14 protein-coding genes are annotated in these 19,312 nt (G+C 73.8%); 10 read left to right on the top strand and 4 right to left on the bottom strand.

Annotation, left to right across the window (positions count from 1 at the left end):
* Positions 1 to 49: 49 nt before the first annotated feature.
* From ACFC0B_RS09075 to ACFC0B_RS09060, 4 genes are all read right to left on the bottom strand, one after another.
* On the bottom strand, positions 50 to 2,497 hold the full coding sequence (locus tag ACFC0B_RS09075) for a transglutaminaseTgpA domain-containing protein (protein WP_376084076.1): 2,448 nt from the start codon (positions 2,495 to 2,497) through the stop codon (positions 50 to 52).
* On the bottom strand, positions 2,494 to 3,816 hold the full coding sequence (locus ACFC0B_RS09070) for a DUF58 domain-containing protein (RefSeq protein WP_376084074.1): 1,323 nt from the start codon (positions 3,814 to 3,816) through the stop codon (positions 2,494 to 2,496). Before ACFC0B_RS09070 ends, ACFC0B_RS09075 begins: the two co-directional genes overlap by 4 nt.
* A gap of 1 nt (position 3,817) precedes the next feature.
* Positions 3,818 to 4,867 (bottom strand): AAA family ATPase, encoded by a 1,050-nt coding sequence (locus tag ACFC0B_RS09065; RefSeq protein WP_376084072.1) that lies wholly within the window; start codon positions 4,865 to 4,867, stop codon positions 3,818 to 3,820.
* 281 nt (positions 4,868 to 5,148) lie between these two features.
* Positions 5,149 to 5,688, bottom strand: coding sequence for a beta-class carbonic anhydrase (locus tag ACFC0B_RS09060; protein ID WP_376084070.1), 540 nt, complete (start codon positions 5,686 to 5,688; stop codon positions 5,149 to 5,151).
* 507 nt (positions 5,689 to 6,195) lie between these two features.
* Here ACFC0B_RS09060 and rsmH point away from each other — a divergent pair.
* The 10 genes from rsmH (at position 6,196) to ACFC0B_RS09010 (ending at position 18,977) form a co-directional block, all read left to right on the top strand.
* On the top strand, positions 6,196 to 7,170 hold the full coding sequence (gene rsmH / locus ACFC0B_RS09055; RefSeq protein WP_376084069.1) for a 16S rRNA (cytosine(1402)-N(4))-methyltransferase RsmH: 975 nt from the start codon (positions 6,196 to 6,198) through the stop codon (positions 7,168 to 7,170).
* Positions 7,171 to 7,299: 129 nt separating this feature from the next.
* Complete coding sequence (locus ACFC0B_RS09050) at positions 7,300 to 7,830, top strand: hypothetical protein (protein ID WP_376084067.1); 531 nt, start codon at positions 7,300 to 7,302, stop codon at positions 7,828 to 7,830.
* A complete protein-coding gene (locus ACFC0B_RS09045) occupies positions 7,827 to 10,067 on the top strand; it encodes a penicillin-binding transpeptidase domain-containing protein (protein ID WP_376084065.1) in 2,241 nt (746 codons plus the stop codon). Before ACFC0B_RS09050 ends, ACFC0B_RS09045 begins: the two co-directional genes overlap by 4 nt.
* 6 nt (positions 10,068 to 10,073) lie before the next feature.
* A complete protein-coding gene (locus tag ACFC0B_RS09040) occupies positions 10,074 to 11,726 on the top strand; it encodes a UDP-N-acetylmuramoyl-L-alanyl-D-glutamate--2,6-diaminopimelate ligase (protein WP_376084063.1) in 1,653 nt (550 codons plus the stop codon).
* Positions 11,723 to 13,123 carry a UDP-N-acetylmuramoyl-tripeptide--D-alanyl-D-alanine ligase gene (murF, locus tag ACFC0B_RS09035; protein WP_376084061.1) on the top strand — a complete coding sequence of 467 codons (1,401 nt, stop codon included), beginning with the start codon at positions 11,723 to 11,725 and terminating at the stop codon, positions 13,121 to 13,123. The genes ACFC0B_RS09040 and murF overlap by 4 nt, the downstream gene beginning before the upstream one ends.
* Entirely contained in the window at positions 13,123 to 14,184 is a 1,062-nt protein-coding gene (gene mraY, locus ACFC0B_RS09030; protein ID WP_376084060.1) for a phospho-N-acetylmuramoyl-pentapeptide-transferase, read from the top strand. Before murF ends, mraY begins: the two co-directional genes overlap by 1 nt.
* Positions 14,181 to 15,629 (top strand): UDP-N-acetylmuramoyl-L-alanine--D-glutamate ligase, encoded by a 1,449-nt coding sequence (gene murD, locus ACFC0B_RS09025; RefSeq protein WP_376084058.1) that lies wholly within the window; start codon positions 14,181 to 14,183, stop codon positions 15,627 to 15,629. Before mraY ends, murD begins: the two co-directional genes overlap by 4 nt.
* An 89-nt stretch (positions 15,630 to 15,718) precedes the next feature.
* Positions 15,719 to 17,095, top strand: a complete 1,377-nt coding sequence (gene ftsW, locus ACFC0B_RS09020; protein WP_376084056.1) for a putative lipid II flippase FtsW — start codon at positions 15,719 to 15,721, stop codon at positions 17,093 to 17,095.
* A gap of 6 nt (positions 17,096 to 17,101) precedes the next feature.
* Positions 17,102 to 18,208 carry an undecaprenyldiphospho-muramoylpentapeptide beta-N-acetylglucosaminyltransferase gene (gene murG / locus ACFC0B_RS09015; protein WP_376084054.1) on the top strand — a complete coding sequence of 369 codons (1,107 nt, stop codon included), beginning with the start codon at positions 17,102 to 17,104 and terminating at the stop codon, positions 18,206 to 18,208.
* Positions 18,201 to 18,977 (top strand): cell division protein FtsQ/DivIB, encoded by a 777-nt coding sequence (locus ACFC0B_RS09010; protein ID WP_376084052.1) that lies wholly within the window; start codon positions 18,201 to 18,203, stop codon positions 18,975 to 18,977. Before murG ends, ACFC0B_RS09010 begins: the two co-directional genes overlap by 8 nt.
* Positions 18,978 to 19,312 lie beyond the last annotated feature (335 nt).

Genomic DNA, 19,312 nt, shown 5'->3' with positions numbered 1-19,312 from the left:
GAGGGCGGGCAGTCGATCGACTGCCCGCCCTCGTCGTGCCCGGGCGCCGTCAGGACGCCGGGTCGTCGCCCCCGCCGCGGGGGCGACGCCGGGTCAGCGCGCGGCGGACCGGTCCGGTGACCGCTCCCACTGCCCGCCCCACCGCGGCGCCCGTCGTCAGCCGGGCGGTCAGCAGCGCGTCCGAGACGCGCCACCGCAGCTGGGCGGAGGACGGCGGCATCAGCACCGCCCTGATCCGCTCCCGCCGTCCGCGCCGGGCCCGCAGGCCGTCCCGGGCGGTCCGGACGTCCGCCGCCAGCGGCTCGCCGATCTGCGCGGAGCGGGCGTAGAGCACCCGCTCGGTGGCCAGCGCGACCCGGCCGGCGGCGGCCGCCGAGGCCTCGTCCAGCTCACCGGTCTCGGCGATCCGGCGGGCGGCGGCGCGCGGGGTGCGCGACTCGTCCGGCGGGATGCCGAGGTCCCAGGCGGAGTCGATCAGCTCGTCCCAGGCGGCCAGCACCTGGGCGTCGGTGAGCCCGTCCGGACCCGGTCCGCCGGGGCGGCGCCGCCCGCCCGCGCCGAGCCGGCGCCGGCGCAGCAGGGCGCGCCAGACCATCGGCACCAGCAGCAGCGCGAACAGCAGCACCCCGACGACCAGGCCGGCCAGGGCCTTGCCGGAGGGCAGCCGGAATCCTTCGTGGGCGCCGGTCGCGGTGCCGCGCTGGTCGCCGCAGTCGCCGGTCCGGCGCAGCTTGGCGTCGCAGTCGGGGTTGGCGGACGGCACCTGGACCGGTGCGGTGGTCTGCGGCTGCGCGGTCGGCGCGGTGGTCGGCTGGGTGGCCGGCGAGGAGACCGGGTCCGAGTAGTCGGGCTGGACGCCGCGGGTCGGGGTCGGCTCGAAGCGCAGCCAGCCGTAGCCCTCGAAGTAGAGCTCGGGCCAGGCGTGGTACATCGCGTCGGTCACCGAGTAGACGTTTCCGCCCTTGGTGTTGCCGGGGGTGAAGCCGAGCGCGACCCGGGAGGGGACGTCGAGCATGCGGGCCATCACCGCCATGGTGGAGGCGAAGTGGACGCAGAAGCCGCGGCGGCGGGCCAGGAAGTCCGCCATCGCGTCGCTGCCGCTGTCCGTCCTGGTGGTGACGTCGTAGGTGAAGTCCGGGCCGGTGAACCAGGCGCGCAGCGCCTCCATCTTGTCGTACGAATTCTTGGCGTTCTTCGTCTTGGCGATCGCGGTCTGCCGGACCACCTCGGGCACGCCGGGCGGCACGGCGAGGTACCGCTGGCGGATCCGCTCGGGCGCCGTCGGCGCGGTGCGCAGGGCGTTCGCGGCGGGCTGGACCTCCAGCCCGGTGACCGTGTACTTGAGGCCCTTGATCGCCTTCTCCTTGGCGGGGATCAGGCTGGCGGTGGCCTCGTCGAGCTGCCAGGCGCCGTTGTCGCGCAGAGCGACGTTCCGCGCCGGGTAGGGCAGCGGCAGCCAGGCCTCGTCCAGCCGGTTGCCGATCAGGACCTCGGTCCTGGCCTCGGGCGTGTCGATCGGGCCCAGGCCCTCGGGGGCGGGCAGGGCGCCGGTGAACGGCACCGTGTTCAGCGCGCTGCGCTTCCAGGTGGTGCCGTCGAAGGCGTCCAGCGCGCCGGTGCGCAGATAGGTGGAGCCGGCGGACGGGCTCTCCGAGGAGTAGGTGAACAGTTCGACGTTGCGGGGGCTGGGGAGCGTCCCGGTCAGGGCGACCAGCGGGTCGAGGCTGCTGACGCCCGCGCCGCCGCGGCCGGAGGCCGTGCCGGAGCCGGTGTGCAGCAGGCCGGAGCCCCAGCTCGGCAGGAAGGCCGGCAGCAGCAGGGCGAGCGCGAGGGCCATCACGCCGACCTGGCGGCCGTTCTGGCCGAGCGCGCCCAGGCCGCCGCCCTCGCCGCGTTCGGAGCCGCGGAAGATCCGGCCCCAGCGGGAGACCCGGTCCTGGCCCTCGGCGAACAGCAGCACCAGGTAGCCGGTGGCCGCGGTGGCGAACCAGAGCCAGCTGCCCTGGTCGCCGGCCAGGCCGTTGCCGACCGAGTAGAGCGCGAGCAGCGGCAGCCCGGCCAGGGCCGAGCGGCGGTAGGTGACCGCGATGGTGTCCACCGCGACGGCGATCAGGCCGACCGCGCCGACCAGGATCAGCCGCAGGCCGGGGTTGGGCGGGGCGGGGATGGCGTAGTCGCGGACGTCGTCGAACCCCTGGCCGAGGACCCGGCCGAGGGTGCGGACCGACTCGGAGCCGGGCACGACGCCGCCGAAGACCGCCGCGGAGGAGGCGAAGCCCAGCAGCAGCATGACGAACAGCGCCAGCAGCTGGCCGATCGGGACGGTCCACCGGTAGAAGGGCGTGCGCCGCAGCCCGGCGCCGACCGCCGCGAGGACCGCCACCACCAGGGCGGCGTTGACGATCCAGCCCTTGGTGGTCAGCAGCGGGGTCAGGCAGAGCGCGGCCAGGAAGGTGGCCAGCGCCGAGTACACGGTCAGTTTGGCCCGGGTGGTCACGCGCCGGCCTCTTCTCGGTAGGGGGCGGGCGACTCGGCCCGGTCGGCGGCCCGCCACAGCTCGGGGACGGAGTCGCCGGCGCGGACGGTGAGCACCGTCCAGCCGGCCTCGCGCAGCCGGCGCGCCCGGTCGCGGAACTCCTCGCCGCCGGTGTCGGGGGCGAGCATCCGCAGGCCGGCCCAGGTGCCGGTGTCGAGCAGGAAGACGACGGCGCCGCCGGTGCGGCCGCGCAGCCGGGCCAGCCGGGCGGTCTGCTCCTCGTCGAGTTCGCCGAGGACGGCCACCAGCAGGCCCTCGCCGCCGGCCCGCAGCGGCTCCTCGGCGCGGGAGAGTCCGGCCCCGTCGGAGAGGTCGACGACCGCGAGCGCGTCCAGGATGACGCCGGAGGTGTCGGCGGCGTTGTGCCCGCCGTCTCCCTCGGTGCCGGGGACGGCGTGGCCGGTGTCGGTGAGCAGGCGGGTCTGGTAGCCGCGCTCCAGCAGGTGCGCGGCGACCGAGGCGGCGCAGCTGACGGCCCATTCGAAGGAGGAGGCCGGGCCGCTGCCCCGGTGGCCGGTCTCCCGGGTGTCCAGCAGGACGGTGGCGCGGGCCCTGCGGGGCTGCTCCTCGCGCCGGACCATCAGTTCGCCGTAGCGGGCGGTGGACTTCCAGTGCACCCGGCGCAGGTCGTCGCCGGCCCGGTACTCGCGCAGGATGACGTCGTCGTCGCCGGCGAGCGCGAGGGCGCGGGTGTGGCTCTCGCCCTGCCCGGCCCACTCGCCGCTGAGCCGCACGTACGGCAGCGCCAGCACCTGCGGGACGACGGTGAGCACGTCGGAGGCGGCGAACGCGCGGTTCAGCTCGCACATTCCGAACGGGTCGGAGAGCCGCAGCTGGAGCGGGCCGAGCGGGTAGCGGCCGCGCAGGTCGGAGCGGACCCGGTAGGAGACCTCGCGGTGGCCGCGCGGTTCGACCCGGTCCAGCACGAACCGCGGGCGCGGTCCGAGCACGTACGGGACCTTGTCCTCCAGGAGCAGCAGGCCGGTGGGGACCCGTGAGACGTTGTCCACCCGCAGGTGCACCCGGGCCTCCTGGCCGGCCACCGCGCGGTGCGGGGTGAGCCGGCGTCCGCTGGCGACCCGGTAGCGGGTGTTGGCCAGCAGCAGGACGGCGGCCAGCGGCAGCACGGCGAGCAGCACGCCGACGCGCAGCAGCGCGTCCTGGCCGAGCAGGTACGCGCAGACCACCGCGGTCAGCCCGGCGGCGAGGAAGGACCGCCCCCGGGTGGTGAGGCCGCGCAGGCCGGCGCGCAGGCCCGACGGTTCGTCGGACGGGCCCACCTCAGCCCCTCCGGACGGCGGTGCCGCCCTGCTGCGGGCGCGGCAGCGGCAGGCGGGCGACCAGGTCGGCGACGATCTGCTCGGCGGTGCGGCGGCTGAGCTGGGTCTCCGCGGTCGGCATCAGGCGGTGGGCGAGCACCGGGACGGCGAGGCGCTGGATGTCGTCCGGGGTGACGTAGTCGCGGCCGTCCAGGGCGGCGGCGGCGCGGGCGGCCCGGACCAGGTGCAGGGTCGCGCGCGGCGAGGCGCCGAGCCGCAGTTCGTGGCTGCTGCGGGTGGCGGCGACCAGGTCGACGGCGTAGCGGCGGACCGGGTCGGCGACGTGCACGGTGCGGACCAGCTCGACCAGCTTGAGGATGTCGGCGGCGTGCGCGACCGGCTGCAGGTCGTCCAGCGGGCTGGCGCCGGCGTGCACGTCGAGCATGGCGAACTCGGCCTCGGGGCTGGGGTAGCCCATCGAGATCCGGGCCATGAAGCGGTCCCGCTGGGCCTCCGGGAGGGGGTAGGTGCCCTCCATCTCGACCGGGTTCTGGGTGGCGACCACCATGAACGGCGAGGGCAGCTCGTAGCTGGTGCCGTCGATGGTGACCTGGCGCTCCTCCATCGACTCCAGCAGTGCGGACTGGGTCTTCGGCGAGGCCCGGTTGATCTCGTCGCCGACCACGATCTGGGCGAAGATCGCGCCGGGGCGGAACTCGAAGTCGCGCTGCTGCTGGTCGAAGATGTTGGTGCCGGTGACGTCCGAGGGCAGCAGGTCGGGGGTGAACTGGATGCGCCGCACGGTGCAGTCGACGGACCGGGCGAGCGCCTTGGCCAGCATCGTCTTGCCGACGCCGGGCACGTCCTCCAGCAGCAGGTGGCCCTCGGCGAGCAGCACGGTCAGGGCGATCCGGACGGCTTCCGGCTTGCCCTCGATCACGTTCTCGATGTTGGCCCGGATCCGGTCGACGACGGCGGCGAGTTCCGGCAGGCCCACCGGGCCGTACCTCGGTGCCTCCTGGCCGCCCCCCGCACGACCGTTGAGACCGGCCTGATCGCTGTAGCTCGTCACCCGTTCGCTCCCTGGCACACCACGACCGGCTCCGTCCGAGCCCGGCCCCACCCCATGCTGGACGCGGCCCCTCCGGGAGCGGTTCCGCGTGCGGGAGCCGGTGCCGGGGTACGGCCTGCGGCTGGCCGCCCCAGGTGGTTCGAGGTCAGACCGGCAGGCGCATTCTCCCCCCTGCGGATGCCAGAAGTCACCACTTGGAAGGGCTGCCCAGGTCGGGGGAGGGGCCGGGGGCACCCGGTGGGCCCGGACGGCGTCGGCCGGGCCGGTCGGGCGGCGGGGGATCAGTCGATCTCGCGCAGCAGGCCGGTGTGGACGTCGAACACGAAGCCGCGCACGTCGTCGGTGTGGAGCAGGAAGGGCGAGGTGCGGACCCGCTGCATGGACTGGCGGACGTCGCCGTCCAGGTCGACGAAGGCCTCGACCGCCCACTGCGGACGCTGGCCGACCTCCAGCTCCAGCTCGCGGCGGAAGTCCTCGGTGAGGCCGAGCAGGCCGCAGCCGGTGTGGTGGATCAGCGCGATCGAGCGGGTGCCGAGGGCGCGCTGGCTGATGGTGAGGGAGCGGATGGTGTCGTCGGTGACCACGCCGCCCGCGTTGCGGATGACGTGGGCGTCGCCGAGTTCGAGGCCGAGCGCGGCGAACAGGTCGAGACGGGCGTCCATACAGGCCACCACGGCGATCCGCTGGACCGGGCGGGCGTCCATGCCGCCGTCGCGGAAGGTCAGCGCGTACGCGCGGTTGGCCGCGACGAAGCGGTCGATGATGGTCGGGGTGGGGTCGGCAGCGGCGGTCGGCGTGGGCCGGTCGGGAGTCACTGTCATGGTGAAGACGTTAGTGCGATTTCGGTGTGCGCGGTGGGGCTGATTGCGACAGAGCGGACGCCTGTGACCGAGGGCATCCCCACAACGCCGGGGCGGCCGGGAGTCCGCCGTCCGGGTGGCCCCGCCAGGCCCCTGGCATGTGCCACCAGCACCGTCGCGACCTGCGGAGATCCGTACCGCCGCCCGGGTGGTGCGCCGGAGCGGGCCATTGACTGACGGGGCGTGCGCGATAGAGTTGCGGCGCAGTGGAGCACACCCGCCGGGGCCCGTCAACCGGGCCGTTCCGGCCGTGCGGTGACCGACGCGGCCCGTGGCCTCCACCCGCTCTCCGTGCCACCTGGCGCACCTTCCCCGGTGCCGGGCGGTCACGACCTTCCCCCTGAGCGGGCGGGGACCACGGGCCGCGCGGCCCGGCCCGTGCGACGGCTCCGCCGCGTGGTGGGACAGAATGGTCGGAGCTCCCCGGACGTCGGGCGGCTTTCGCACCGAGGAAGGGCGCCACAGCGCATGACCACCAACGATCCGGCACCCAAGCACGTCCCGGTGATGCTGCAGCGGTGCATGGACGCGCTGGCTCCGGCGATCTCCCGGCCCGGCGCGGTGGTGGTGGACGCCACCCTGGGCCTCGGCGGCCACAGCGAGGCCCTGCTCACCCAGTTCCCGGACGTCCGGCTGATCGCGGTGGACCGCGACCCGGCGGCGCTGAAGCTCTCCGCCGAGCGGCTGGCCCCCTTCGGGGACCGGGCCACCCTGGTGCACGCCGTCTACGACGAGATCCCCGAGGTGCTGGAGCGCCTCGACGTCCCGAAGGCCGACGGCATCCTCTTCGACCTCGGCGTCTCCTCGATGCAGCTGGACGAGGCCGACCGCGGCTTCGCCTACGCCCAGGACGCGCCGCTGGACATGCGGATGGACCAGACCCGGGGGATCAGCGCGGCCGAGGTGCTGAACACCTACAGCCACGGCCAGCTGGCCCGGATCCTCAAGGTGTACGGCGAGGAGCGGTTCGCCGGCAAGATCGCCTCGGTCATCCTCCGGGAGCGGGAGAAGGAACCGTTCACCACCAGCGCGCGTCTGGTCGATCTGGTGCGCAACGCCATCCCGGCCGCCACCCGCCGGACCGGCGGGAACCCGGCCAAGCGGACGTTCCAGGCGCTGCGGATCGAGGTCAACGGCGAGCTGGAGGTCCTCGACCGGGCGATCCCCGGGGCGCTGGACGTCCTGGCGCTCGGCGGGCGGATCGCCGTGATGTCGTACCAGTCGCTGGAGGACCGCCTGGTCAAGCAGTACTTCGCGGCCGGGGCGACCAGCACCGCTCCGCCGGGGCTGCCGTTCGTCCCCGAGGAGCACCAGCCCTGGCTGAAGCTGATCACTCGCGGTGCCGAGCTGGCCACGGAGGAGGAGATCGAGGAGAACCGGCGCGCCGCGCCCGTGCGGCTGCGGGTGGCGGAGAGGATCAGGGACCGAAGCACCCGGGGCTGACCGGCACCGGGGCGGTCCGAAGGGCGGAGGAACGAAGTGGTGGGGCCGGTGGCCGGAGGCGGGGCGGGGGGCCGGGTGCTCCCCGGGCAGAGCGGCAGGGCGCGGATCACCGTGCGCCCGGGTCGGCCGGTGCGGGGGCGCACGCCGTTCGCGGTGCTGGTGGTGCTGCTGCTCGGAGCCGGGCTGCTCGGACTGCTGGCACTGAACACCGCGCTCAACGAGGGCTCCTTCGAGCTGTCCCGACTGCAGCGGCAGACCACGGTGCTGACCGACGAGCAGCAGGGGCTGCAGCACCAGATCGACCAGAACTCCGCGCCGGACGCGCTGGCCCGCCGGGCCGCCGAGCTGGGCATGGTGCCCGGCGGCGGGATGGCCTTCCTCGACGTGCCGAACGGCGGCGCGGTGGTCGGCACGCCCAAGGCGGCCCAGGACAGCCCGCCGGTGAAACGGTCCACCGCGGAACCGTGGCCCGGGACGCAGCCCGCGCCGGGCGCCCAGCCCAGCGGTCAGCCGACCCCGGCGGCGACGGCTCCGGCCGCCCCGCCGCCGCCCGCCGCGGCCCCGCCGACCGGTCCGGTGTCGGGCGGCGACGTCACCGTCCAGGTCAACCCGGGCACGGCGAAGCCGTCGCCGCACGCGAGCGGGGGTGCCGGCCGATGAGCACGCCCCGTCAGCCCTCCGGCGGCGGTGCCGGCGGGCGCCGGCCCGTCAAGGGCGCCGCGCCGCGTCCGGACGCCCCGCGCGGACAGTCCGCCGGCCGTGCCCAGAGCCCGAAGGCGCCGAACCCGAAGGCCCAGGCCCCCAAGGCCCAGCCGCCCAGGGCGCAGAGCCCCCGGCCGCAAGGTCCCAAGGCGCAGCCCGCCGCACCGCAGCCCGCCAAGCAGTCGGCCGCCAAGGGGCAGGGCGTCCGGCCCCGCCCCGCGGGCGCCCCGCAGCAGCGCCGCTCCGACGGCCGCCCGCCGGCCCCCCGGCTGCGCCCGCAGCGCCGCCCGCCGGCCCGCCGGCCCGCCTCCCGGGGGATCCGGCTGGCCGATCCGCGCCGCCGCCTGCGGGTGATCACCATCGCGCTCTCGGTGGTGTTCTCGATCTTCGCCGGGCGGCTGGTCCAGCTCCAGCTGCTGGACTCCGACGCGCTGGCCGCCGACGCCAACACCAACCGCTACCTGAACATCCCGATCACCGCCGAGCGCGGCTCGATAACGTCCTCCGACGGCGTCGCCCTGGCCGCCACCGTCGACGCCTACGACATCACCGCCGACCCGGCGATGTTCACCCCGGAGGCGACCGGCCTGCCCGACGCCCCGGAGCAGGCCGCGGCGCTGCTGGCGCCGATCCTCGGCGTGCCCAAGGAGAAGATCGCCGCCGATCTGCACACCCCCAAGTCCCGCTACAAGCGGCTGGCCGCCCAGCAGAGCCCGGACGTCAAGAACCAGATCAGCGACCTCAAGTCCGGCCTGGAGAAGCAGGCCGGCTCGCGCGCCTGCCAGGCCCAGAAGCGGCTGCTGAACAAGCCCGCCGAGGAGGGCGGCCGCACCCGGGTGGACAACGAGTGCGTCAACCCGCTGGCCGGCGTCTTCAACCGGGAGACCCAGAAGCGGGTCTACCCGTCCGACGGACTGGCCGCCAACCTGGTCGGCTTCGTCAACGCCGAGGGCGAGGGCGCCGGAGGGCTGGAGCAGCAGTATCAGAAGCTGCTGGCCGGCAAGGACGGCCGCAGCAGCTACGCCCAGGCCGGCGGCCGGCTGGTGCCCACCGCGGGCGGTTCGCTGGACCCCGCCGTGCCCGGCACCGACCTGCGGCTGACCATCAACCGGGACATCCAGTGGGCGGCCCAGCGCGCCATCACCGACCAGGTCGCCAACGCCGGGGCGGAGAAGGGCTACGTGATCGTCCAGGACGTGCGGAACGGGGAGGTGCTGGCGATGGCCACCTCGCCCGGCTTCAACCCGAACGACCTGAGCACCGCCAAGAACTCGGAGCTCGGCAACGCCGCCCTGCAGGACGCCTACGAGCCCGGCTCCACCGCCAAGCTGATGACCATGGCGGCCGTCCTGGACACCGGCAAGGCCACCTGGGACACCAAGGTCACCGTGCCGTACCCGCTGGTCCGCGGCGATGTGGCGTTCAAGGACGACATCGAGCACGAGACCTGGTACCTGACCCTGGCCGGCGTGCTCGCCAAGTCCTCCAACATCGGCACCATCGAGGCCGCCCAGACCCTCGGCGCCACCCAGCCCGAGGCGAACCGGGTGCTCTACGACTACCTGCGGAAGTTCGGCATCGGCCAGCAGACCGGCCTGGGCTTCCCCGGCGAGACCGCCGGACTGCTCGACAAGCCGGAGGACTGGAAGGCGTCCAAGCAGTACACCATCCCGTTCGGCCAGGGCCTGTCGGTCAACGCGCTGCAGGCGACCTCGGTGTTCTCGACCATCGCCAACGGCGGGGTCCGGGTGGCGCCCAGCGTGGTCCAGGGCACCACTGCGCCGGACGGCAAGTACACCCGGTCCCCGGCGTCCGAGCAGTCCCGGGTGGTCAGCGAGCAGACCGCCAAGACCCTCACCGAGATGCTGGAGTCGGTCGTCTCCGACGAGCAGGGCACCGGCGGCAGGGCCGCGATCCCGGGCTACCGGGTCGCCGGCAAGACCGGGACCGCCAACCGGGTGGACCCGAAGGTCGGCGGCTACCGCGGGTACACCGCCTCCTTCATCGGCTTCGCCCCGGCCGACCAGCCCCGGGTCACCGTCTCCTGCGTGATCCAGGACCCGGTCAACGGCCACTTCGGCGGCCAGCTGTGCGGTCCGGTCTTCAAGCAGGTGATGGAGTTCACCCTCAAGACCCTCCAGGTCCCGCCGAGCGGCAGCGAGGCGCCCAACCTGCCCGTCGAGTGGAAGCCGTGATCGACCATGAGCAACGACCGGGCGGGTGCGGCCGCCGGTGCGGAAAAGGGCCGGTTTGGCCCTGGACGCCCTTCGGCGGATAGCCTCTCCGCCGTGCCGAAACCCGATCAAATCACCGTGAGCCCGCCCCGCCCCGTCCGGACCGGCGCCCGTCCGCTCGCCGAGGTCGCCCGCCTGCTGGGCCTCGACCCCGTCGAGGGGCCCGAGGTCACCGGCGTCACCCACAACGCCCGCGAGGTCCGACCCGGCGACGTGTACGTGGCGTTCCCGGGCGCCAACCACCACGGCGCCTCGTTCGCCGGACAGGCCGCCGAGGCCGGTGCGGTCGCGGTGCTCACCGACCCGGCCGGCGCCGAACTGGCGGCGGGCACCGGCCTGCCGCTGCTGGTCGTCGACCGGCCCCGCGCCCGGATGGGCGAGCTCGCGGCCGCCGTCTACGACCGGCCGTCCGAGCGGCTCCTGATGATCGGGCTCACCGGAACCAACGGCAAGACCACCACCTCCTACCTGGTCGAGGGCGGCCTGCGCGGCGCCGACCGCCACCCCGGTGTGATCGGCACCGTCGAGATGCGGGTCGGCGACGAGCGGATCAAGAGCGAGCGGACCACCCCCGAGGCCACCGACCTGCACGCGATCCTCGCCGTGATGGGCGAGCGCGGCGCCGACGCGGTGACCATGGAGGTCTCCAGCCACGCGCTGGTCTACGGCCGCACCGACGGCGTGGCCTACGACGTCGCGCTGTTCAACAACCTCACCCCCGAGCACCTCGACTTCCACCCGGACATGGAGGACTACTTCCAGGCGAAGGCCCGGCTCTTCCAGCCCGGCAAGTCCCAGGCCGGCGTGGTCAACCTGGACGACGCCTACGGCCGCCGGCTCGCCGCCGAGGCGAAGATCCCGGTCGCCACCTTCTCCGCCACCGGCGCCCCCGAGGCGGACTGGCGCGCGGTGGACGTCCAGCTCGGCCCGATCGGCTCGACCTTCCGGGTGCTCGGCCCCGACGGCGCCGAGGCGGACGCCTCCGTCCCGCTGCCCGGTCCGTTCAACGTCGCCAACGCGCTGGCCGCGATCGCCGTGCTCGCCACCGCCGGGCTCCCGCTGGAGCGGGTCGTGGCCGGTGTCGCCGCCGTCCCCGGGGTGCCCGGCCGGCTGGAGCGGGTGGACGCGGGCCAGCCGTACGTCGCGGTGGTCGACTACGCGCACAAGCCGGACGCCCTGGAGGCCGTCCTCGGCTCGCTGCGCGAGGTCACCAAGGGCCGGCTGCACGTGGTGGTCGGCTGCGGCGGCGACCGCGACCCGCACAAGCGCGCCCCGATGGGCGGCATCGCCGCCCGCCTGGCCGACACCGCTCTGCTGACCAGCGACAACCCGCGCAGCGAGGACCCGCTGGCGATCCTCGCCACCATGCTGAACGGCGCCGCCGCGGTGCCCGAGGCCGAGCGCGGCGCCGTCCTGGTCGTGCCCGACCGCGCCGAGGCGATCGAGCTGGCGGTCGCCCGCGCCCAGGCCGGCGACACCGTGCTGGTGGCCGGCAAGGGCCACGAGCTCGGCCAGTACGTACGAGACGAGATCCGCCCCTTCGACGACCGGGAGGTGCTGCGCGAATCCATCGCGCGGACCACGGCCGCCCGGGGCACCGGAGGAGTAGAGCAGTCGTGATCGCACTGACCCTCGCCGAGGTGGCCGCCGCAGTCGGGGGAACCCTGTCCGGCGCCGACCCCGGCGCCCTGGTGACGGCCCCGGTCGAGGTCGACTCCCGAAAGGTCCGCCCCGGCGGGCTGTTCGCGGCCTTCGTCGGCGAGCACGTGGACGGCCACGACTACGCGGCCACCGCGGTCGGGGCCGGCGCCGTCGCGGTGCTGGCCTCCCGCCCGGTCGGCGGGCCCACCGTGCTGGTCGACAGCGTGGTGGACGCCCTCGGCAAGCTGGCCCGCACCGTCGTGGGCCGCTCCGACGCCGCCGTGGTCGCGCTGACCGGCTCGGCCGGCAAGACCAGCACGAAGGACCTCATCGCCCAGCTGCTGGAGCGCCTGGGCGACACCGTCTACCCGCCCGGCTCGCTCAACAACGAGATCGGGCACCCGATGACCGCCCTGCGGGTCGAGGACGCCACCCGGCACCTGGTGCTGGAGATGGGCGCCCGGCACAAGGGCGACATCGAGTACCTCACCTCGATCACCCCGCCCCGGATCGGCCTGGTGCTCAACGTCGGCACCGCGCACGTCGGCGAGTTCGGCTCCCAGGAGGCGATCGCCGAGGCCAAGGGCGAACTCGTCGAGGCGCTGCCCGCCGACGGCGCGGCGATCCTCAACGCGGACGACCGCCTGGTGCGCGCCATGGCCGCGCGCACCAGGGCGAAGGTGGTGTTCTTCGGCGAGTCCGCGGAGGCCGACGTCCGGGCACAGGATGTTCGCCTGGACTCCACGGGACGTCCATCCTTCACGCTGAGCACCCCGGCCGGTTCCGCACCCGTGCAGCTGCGCCTGTACGGTGAGCACCACGTCTCGAACGCCCTCGCCGCCGCCGCGGTGGCGATGGAGCTCGGGATGACCGTCGACGACACCGCCGAAGCACTGAGCCAGGCGGGTGCGCTGTCCCGCTGGCGCATGGAGGTCGTCGACCGGGCCGATGGTGTCACCGTCGTCAACGACGCCTACAACGCGAACCCCGACTCGATGCGGGCCGCGCTGCGGGCGCTCATCTCGATGGGGGGGCGCGGCCCGGAGCGCCGCCGCACCTGGGCGGTGCTCGGCGAGATGCGGGAGCTCGGCGAGGACAGCCTGGCCGAGCACGACGCCATCGGACGGCTCGCCGTCCGGCTGGACGTCACCAAGCTGGTGGCAGTCGGCGGACGCGAGGCGGCCTGCATGGAACTGGGCGCGAGGAACGAAGGTTCGTGGGGTGAGGAGTCGGTGCTGGTGTCCGACGCGGACGCGGCGGTCGAGCTGCTGCGCAGTCAGCTGCGGCCGGGGGATGTGGTGCTGGTGAAGGCCTCCCGTTCGGTGGGGCTGGAGAAGGTGGCCGAGGCCCTCCTCGCGGACGGTGCGGCCGAGTAATGAAGCAGATCCTCTTCTCCGGCATGATCGGCCTGATCCTGTCGCTGGCCGGCACCCCCGCGCTGATCAAGCTGCTCGCCCGGCAGGGCTACGGCCAGTACATCCGCGACGACGGCCCCAAGGCGCACCACAGCAAGAAGGGCACGCCCACCATGGGCGGCATCGCGTTCATCCTGGCGACCCTGGTCGCCTACTTCGCCACCAAGGCGATAACGCGCGAGAGCCCGACCGCCTCCGGGCTGCTGGTGCTGTTCCTGACCACCGGTCTGGGCCTGGTGGGCTTCCTCGACGACTACATCAAGGTCGTCAAGCGCCGCTCGCTGGGCCTGCGGGCCAAGGCCAAGCTGGCCGGCCAGTCGATCGTCGGCCTCGCCTTCGCGGTCCTGGCCCTGCAGTTCCCCGACAACGCGGGCCGCCGCCCGGCCTCCGAGCACCTGTCCTTCGTCCGGGACTTCGAGTGGGCGATCGGCCCGGTGCTGTTCGTCATCTTCGCGTACTTCCTGATCGCGGCCACCTCCAACGGCGTCAACCTGACGGACGGTCTGGACGGCCTGGCCACCGGCGCCTCGGTGATGGCCTTCGGCGCCTACACCTTCATCGGCGTCTGGGAGTACGGCCAGAGCTGCGCCTACGTGGCCTCGGCCACCTCCAACTGCTACGACGTCCGCGACCCGCTGGACCTCGCGGTGGTCGCGGCGGCCCTGATGGGCTCCTGCTTCGGCTTCCTGTGGTGGAACACCTCGCCCGCCAAGATCTTCATGGGCGACACCGGCTCGCTGGCCCTCGGCGGCGCGCTGGCCGGTCTGGCGATCTGCTCGCGCACCGAGATCCTGCTCGTCCTGCTGGGCGGCCTCTTCGTGATCATCACCCTCTCGGTGATCATCCAGGTCGGCTCGTTCCGGATGACCGGCAAGCGCGTGTTCAAGATGGCCCCGCTGCAGCACCACTTCGAACTCAAGGGCTGGAGCGAGGTCCTGGTCGTGGTCCGGTTCTGGATCATCCAGGGCCTGTGCGTGGCCGTCGGCCTCGGCCTCTTCTACGCGGGATGGGTGACCGGATGACCGCCGCCGAACCGACCGGCCCGGACTGGGCCGGTCTCCCGGTCGCCGTCGCCGGGCTGGGCGTCTCCGGCATCAGCGCCGCCCGCGTCCTGCACGGCCTCGGCGCGCACGTCACCGTCGTGGACGGCGGCTCCGGCGAGGGCCTGAGGGCCCGCGCCGCGGAGCTGGAGGCCCAGGGCGTCACCGTCCGCCTCGGCGACGGCGCCACCCTGCCCGAGGGCACCCGGCTGGTCGTCACCTCGCCCGGCTGGCCGCCGAGCAGCCCGCTGTTCGCCGCGGCCGCCGAGGCCGGAGTCGAGGTCTGGGGCGACGTCGAGCTGGCCTGGCGGCTGCGCAGGCCGCTGCCCGCCACCGGCGAGCCCGCCCCCTGGCTGGCCGTCACCGGCACCAACGGCAAGACCACCACCGTCCAGATGCTCGCCTCGATCCTCACCGCCGCCGGCCGGCGCACCGCCGCCGTCGGCAACGTCGGGGTCTCGGTGCTGGACGCGGTGCTCGCCGAGGAGCCCTACGACGTGCTCGCCGTCGAGCTCTCCAGCTACCAGCTGCACTGGGCGCCCTCACTGCGCCCGTACGCGGCGGCCGTGCTCAACCTGGCGCCCGACCACCTCGACTGGCACGGCTCGATGGAGGCGTACGCCGCCGACAAGGGCCGGATCTACGAGGGCAACGTCGTCGCCTGCGTCTACAACCTGGCCGACCCGGCCACCGAGGCGCTGGTCCGCGAGGCGGACGTCGAGGAGGGCTGCCGGGCGATCGGTTTCGGCCTCGGCGCGCCCGGCCCGTCGAGCTTCGGCGTGGTCGACGGCCTGCTGGTGGACCGCGCGTTCGTGGCCGACCGGGCCAAGAACGCCGCCGAGCTGGGCTCCGTCGAGGACGTGTTCCCGTCGGCCCCGCACAACATCGCCAACGCCCTCGCCGCCGCGGCGCTGGCCCGCGCCTACGGCGTGGAGCCGAAGGCCGTCCGCGAGGGGCTGCGGGCCTTCCGCCCGGACGCGCACCGGATCGCCGAGGTCGCGGTGGTCGACGGCGTCACGTACGTCGACGACTCCAAGGCGACCAACACCCACGCCGCCGCGGCCTCGCTCGCCGCGTACCGGCCGATCGTCTGGATCGCCGGCGGCCTGGCCAAGGGCGCGACCTTCGACGACCTGGCCCGGGGCGCCGCCGAACGGCTGCGGGCCGCCGTGCTGATCGGCGAGGACCGCGCGCTGATCCGCGAGGCGCTGGCGCGACACGCGCCGGATGTCCCGGTGATCGAGGCGGTCGAGGGCCAGACTGGCGCGGTGGCGATGACCGAGGTGGTCCGTGCGGCCGCGTCGCTCGCCCGAACGGGTGACACGGTGCTGCTGGCCCCGGCCTGCGCCTCGATGGACATGTTCACCAACTACGGCGAGCGCGGCGACCTGTTCGCCGCGGCCGTCCGGGAGCTGGCGGACCGGTAGGGACGCGGACGGGCTCCGGCCACCGTTGCCGCGTCCCGCCTCGTGAGCGGCGCGGAGGCGAACGAGGCACGACAGAAGGAGAGCGGAGCGTGGCCGGGAGCGGCAGGGCGGGCGGTTCGAGCGCGCCGGAGAAGGGCCGCCCGGCCGAGCCCCTGCGGGTGATCTCGGCCACCACCACCGCCTACAAGTCGGCCGGTCCGGTGGCCCGTCTGCAGGCCTTCCGGGCCCGCGCGCGGTACGCCCTGGACCGGCCGCTCACGCCCTACCTGCTGATCGCCGGCACGGCGCTGCTGCTGGTCGTGCTCGGGCTGATGATGGTCTTCTCGGCCTCGCAGATCCTCGCGCTCGGCCAGCACCGCTCGACCCAGTTCTACTTCTACAAGCAGCTGCTCGCGGTGGTGCTCGGCTTCGCGCTGCTGCTCGGCTTCGCCCTGGTACCGGTGGCCGTGCTGCGGGTGATCGTCTACCCGGTGATGTTCGCGGTGATCGGCGCCATGGTGCTGGTCGCGATCCCGGGCATCGGCATGGAGGTCAACGGCAACCGGAACTGGCTGGATTTCGGCGTGTTCCAGTTCCAGCCGTCGGAGTTCGCCAAGCTCGCCCTGGTGCTCTGGGGCGCCGACCTGCTGGCGCGCAAGCACAAGACCGGCATGCTCGACCAGTGGAAGCACCTGCTGGTCCCGCTGGTGCCGGGCACCCTGCTGCTGCTCGCGCTGATCATGCTCGGCGGCGACATGGGCACCACGATGATCCTGGTGGCGATGCTGTTCGGCCTGCTGTGGATGGTCGGCGCGCCGATGCGGCTGTTCGTCGCCACCCTGGGCGTGGCCGTCGTGGTCTGCACCGCCCTGGTGGTCACCGTCCCGCACCGCGCCGAGCGGCTCTCCTGCATCGGCGTGACCAAGCTCGACCCGGCCGGCGCCTGCTTCCAGGCGCTGCACGGCGTCTACTCGTTCGGCCTCGGCGGTCTGTTCGGCTCCGGACTCGGCGCCGGCGTGGAGAAGTGGGGCCAGCTGCCGGAGGCGCACACCGACTTCATCTTCGCCACCACCGGCGAGGAACTGGGTCTGGTGGGGACGCTGTCGGTGATCGGTCTCTTCGCGGCACTAGGCTACGCGGGTATCCGTGTGGCCATCGGCACGAAGGATCCCTTCGTCAGGTACGCCGCGGGAGCCGCCACCACGTGGATCATGGCGCAGGCCGTGATCAACCTGGGGTCGGCGCTGGGACTGCTGCCCATCGCGGGCGTCCCGCTCCCGCTGTTCTCCTACGGCGGTTCCGCCATGCTGTCGGCCATGTCCGCGATCGGGGTGCTGCTCTGCCTGGCACGCAGCAGCTCGGGCGCGAAGGCGGCCCTGGCCGCCCGGAGCAAGAACTCCCGGATCAGGAAGCAGCTGGCCCGGGTGCTGCCACGACGACGAACCACAGCGCGCCCGGCCAGCGGGCCGGCACGCAGGGAGCGGTGAATTTCGGTGCATGTCGTACTCGCCGGCGGGGGGACCGCCGGTCACATCGAGCCGGCCATGGCCCTCGCGGACGCCCTCCGCAGGCATGACCCGTCCGTCGGGATCACCGCCCTCGGCACCGAGCGCGGCCTGGAGACCCGGCTGGTCCCCGAGCGCGGCTACCAGCTGGAGCTGATCCCGGCCGTCCCGCTGCCCCGCAAGCCCACCCCCGAGCTGATCACCGTCCCGGGCCGGCTGCGCGGCACCGTCCGGGCCGCCCAGGAGATCATCGAGCGGGTCAAGGCGGACGCCGTGGTCGGCTTCGGCGGCTACGTCGCGATGCCCGCCTACCTGGCCGCCAAGCGGGCCGGTGTGCCGATCGTGGTGCACGAGGCCAACGCCCGGCCCGGGCTGGCCAACAAGATCGGCGCCCGGTACAGCGACTTCGTCGCCGTCTCCACGCCGGACAGCAAGCTGCGCGACTCCCGGTACATCGGCATCCCGCTGCGCCGGACCATCGCGACCCTGGACCGCAACGCGGCCCGCCCGGAGGCCCGGCACTACTTCGGCCTCGACCAGCGGCTGCCCACCCTGCTGGTCTCCGGCGGCTCGCAGGGCGCCCGCCGGCTGAACGAGACGATCGCCGCGATCGCCCCCCGGCTCCAGCAGTACGGGGTGCAGATCCTGCACGCGGTCGGCCCGAAGAACGAGCTGCCGCAGGTGGACGAGATCCCCGGGATGCCGCCGTACCGCCCGGTGCCGTACCTGGACCGGATGGACCTCGCCTACGCGGCGGCCGACATGATGCTCTGCCGGGCCGGCGCCATGACGGTGGCCGAGCTGGCCGCGGTCGGCCTGCCCGCCGCGTTCGTGCCGCTGCCGATCGGCAACGGCGAGCAGCGGCTGAACGCCCAGCCGATGGTCAAGGCCGGCGGCGGCCTGCTGGTCGACGACGCCGAGCTGACCTCGGACTGGGTGCTGCAGAACGTGCTGCCGGTGCTCACCGACCCGCAGCGCCTGTGGGACATGAGCAGGGCCGCCGCCGAGTTCGGCCGCCGGGACGCCGACGACCTGCTGGTCGGCATGGTCTACGAGGCCATCGAGGCCGCCCGGGGCGGCCGCCGTCGTGGCTGACGCCCGGCTCGCCGATCCCCTCGACGAGGAGTTCGAGGCCGAGGAGTACGCTCCTCGGCTCCGGCTCTCCCGGCGGGGGACGGTGGTGCTGGGCGCGCTGACGGTGGTGCTCCTCGGCACGCTGTCCTGGCTGGTGTTCCTCTCCTCGGTGCTGGAAGTGCGCTCGGTCTCGGTGCAGGGGATGCGGGACGACCGGCTGACGGCCGACGAGGTCCGCTCGGCGATCGGCGGGGTCGGGTCCGGCCCGCTGGCCCGGGTGGACCTCGACGAGGCCCGCCGACGGGTGGAGGCGATCCCCCGGGTGGCGCGGGCGGAGGTCTGGCGCGGCTGGCCGAACACCCTGCGGGTGAAGGTCGCCCAGCGCACGGCGGTGGCCGTGGTCAAGGGCGAGGACGGGCAGTTCACCCAGGTCGACGCGGGCGGCGTGAGCTTCGCCACCGAGCCGGCCGCCCCGGAGGGGGTGCCGGTGGTCGAGCTGAAGCTCAGCCAGCAGGCCTTGGACGTCGAGTCGGTGATCGGCCGTCCGCAGCTGGTGCAGGGCGCCGTGGCGGTGGCCGCCGGCCTGCCGGCGGACGTGCGCCAGCGGGCCGGGGCCGTTCTCGTGCACTCGTACGACGACATCCAGCTGCAGCTCGGCGGCGGGGTGACGGTGCGCTGGGGGAGTCCCGAGCAGATCGATCGAAAAGCCCGGGTGCTGGTGGCGCTGCTGACTCAGAAGGGTACGAACTTCGATGTGAGCGCCCCGGACTCGCCGACGGTGTCCGGATGATCCGGTAGGTTTCTGGGGCACAAGGGTTTCACGCGAAGCACGTCGCCGAAAGGTGGCGGCGGGCGACGGTGGGCTTGACGCGGTTTCGTGTCGGCCTGACGCTTGGTGGTCACCCCGGTTTCATGCGCCGGTCGATGATCACATAGGCTCAAAAGAAAAAGGGAAGCTCGGCGTGTTCGTTGAAACACGTGGCCGGAGCCACCTAGTGTCCTGTGTCACCAGACTGTGTTCCCTGGTGATGTGACAGAGGCACAGCACTAACCCTAAAGGTCAAGTTTAGGGTTGGGGTCGGCGGTCGGCATTTCGGACATTACGTCAGAAACCAGGCTCCCTAC

The organism is Kitasatospora sp. NPDC056184 (assembly GCF_042268405.1).
Classification (GTDB): Bacteria; Actinomycetota; Actinomycetes; order Streptomycetales; family Streptomycetaceae; genus Kitasatospora.
The sequence above is the reverse complement of the archived record's forward strand: the minus strand, read 5'-3'. Positions and strand labels throughout refer to the sequence as shown.

Coding starts and splice junctions, on each gene's coding strand:
- ACFC0B_RS09060 (WP_376084070.1), bottom strand. CDS start 5,688: ATGACAGTGACTCCCGACCGGCCCACGCCGACCGCCGCTGCCGACCCC.
- rsmH (WP_376084069.1), top strand. CDS start 6,196: ATGACCACCAACGATCCGGCACCCAAGCACGTCCCGGTGATGCTGCAG.
- ACFC0B_RS09045 (WP_376084065.1), top strand. CDS start 7,827: ATGAGCACGCCCCGTCAGCCCTCCGGCGGCGGTGCCGGCGGGCGCCGG.
- ACFC0B_RS09040 (WP_376084063.1), top strand. CDS start 10,074: ATGAGCAACGACCGGGCGGGTGCGGCCGCCGGTGCGGAAAAGGGCCGG.
- mraY (WP_376084060.1), top strand. CDS start 13,123: ATGAAGCAGATCCTCTTCTCCGGCATGATCGGCCTGATCCTGTCGCTG.
- murD (WP_376084058.1), top strand. CDS start 14,181: ATGACCGCCGCCGAACCGACCGGCCCGGACTGGGCCGGTCTCCCGGTC.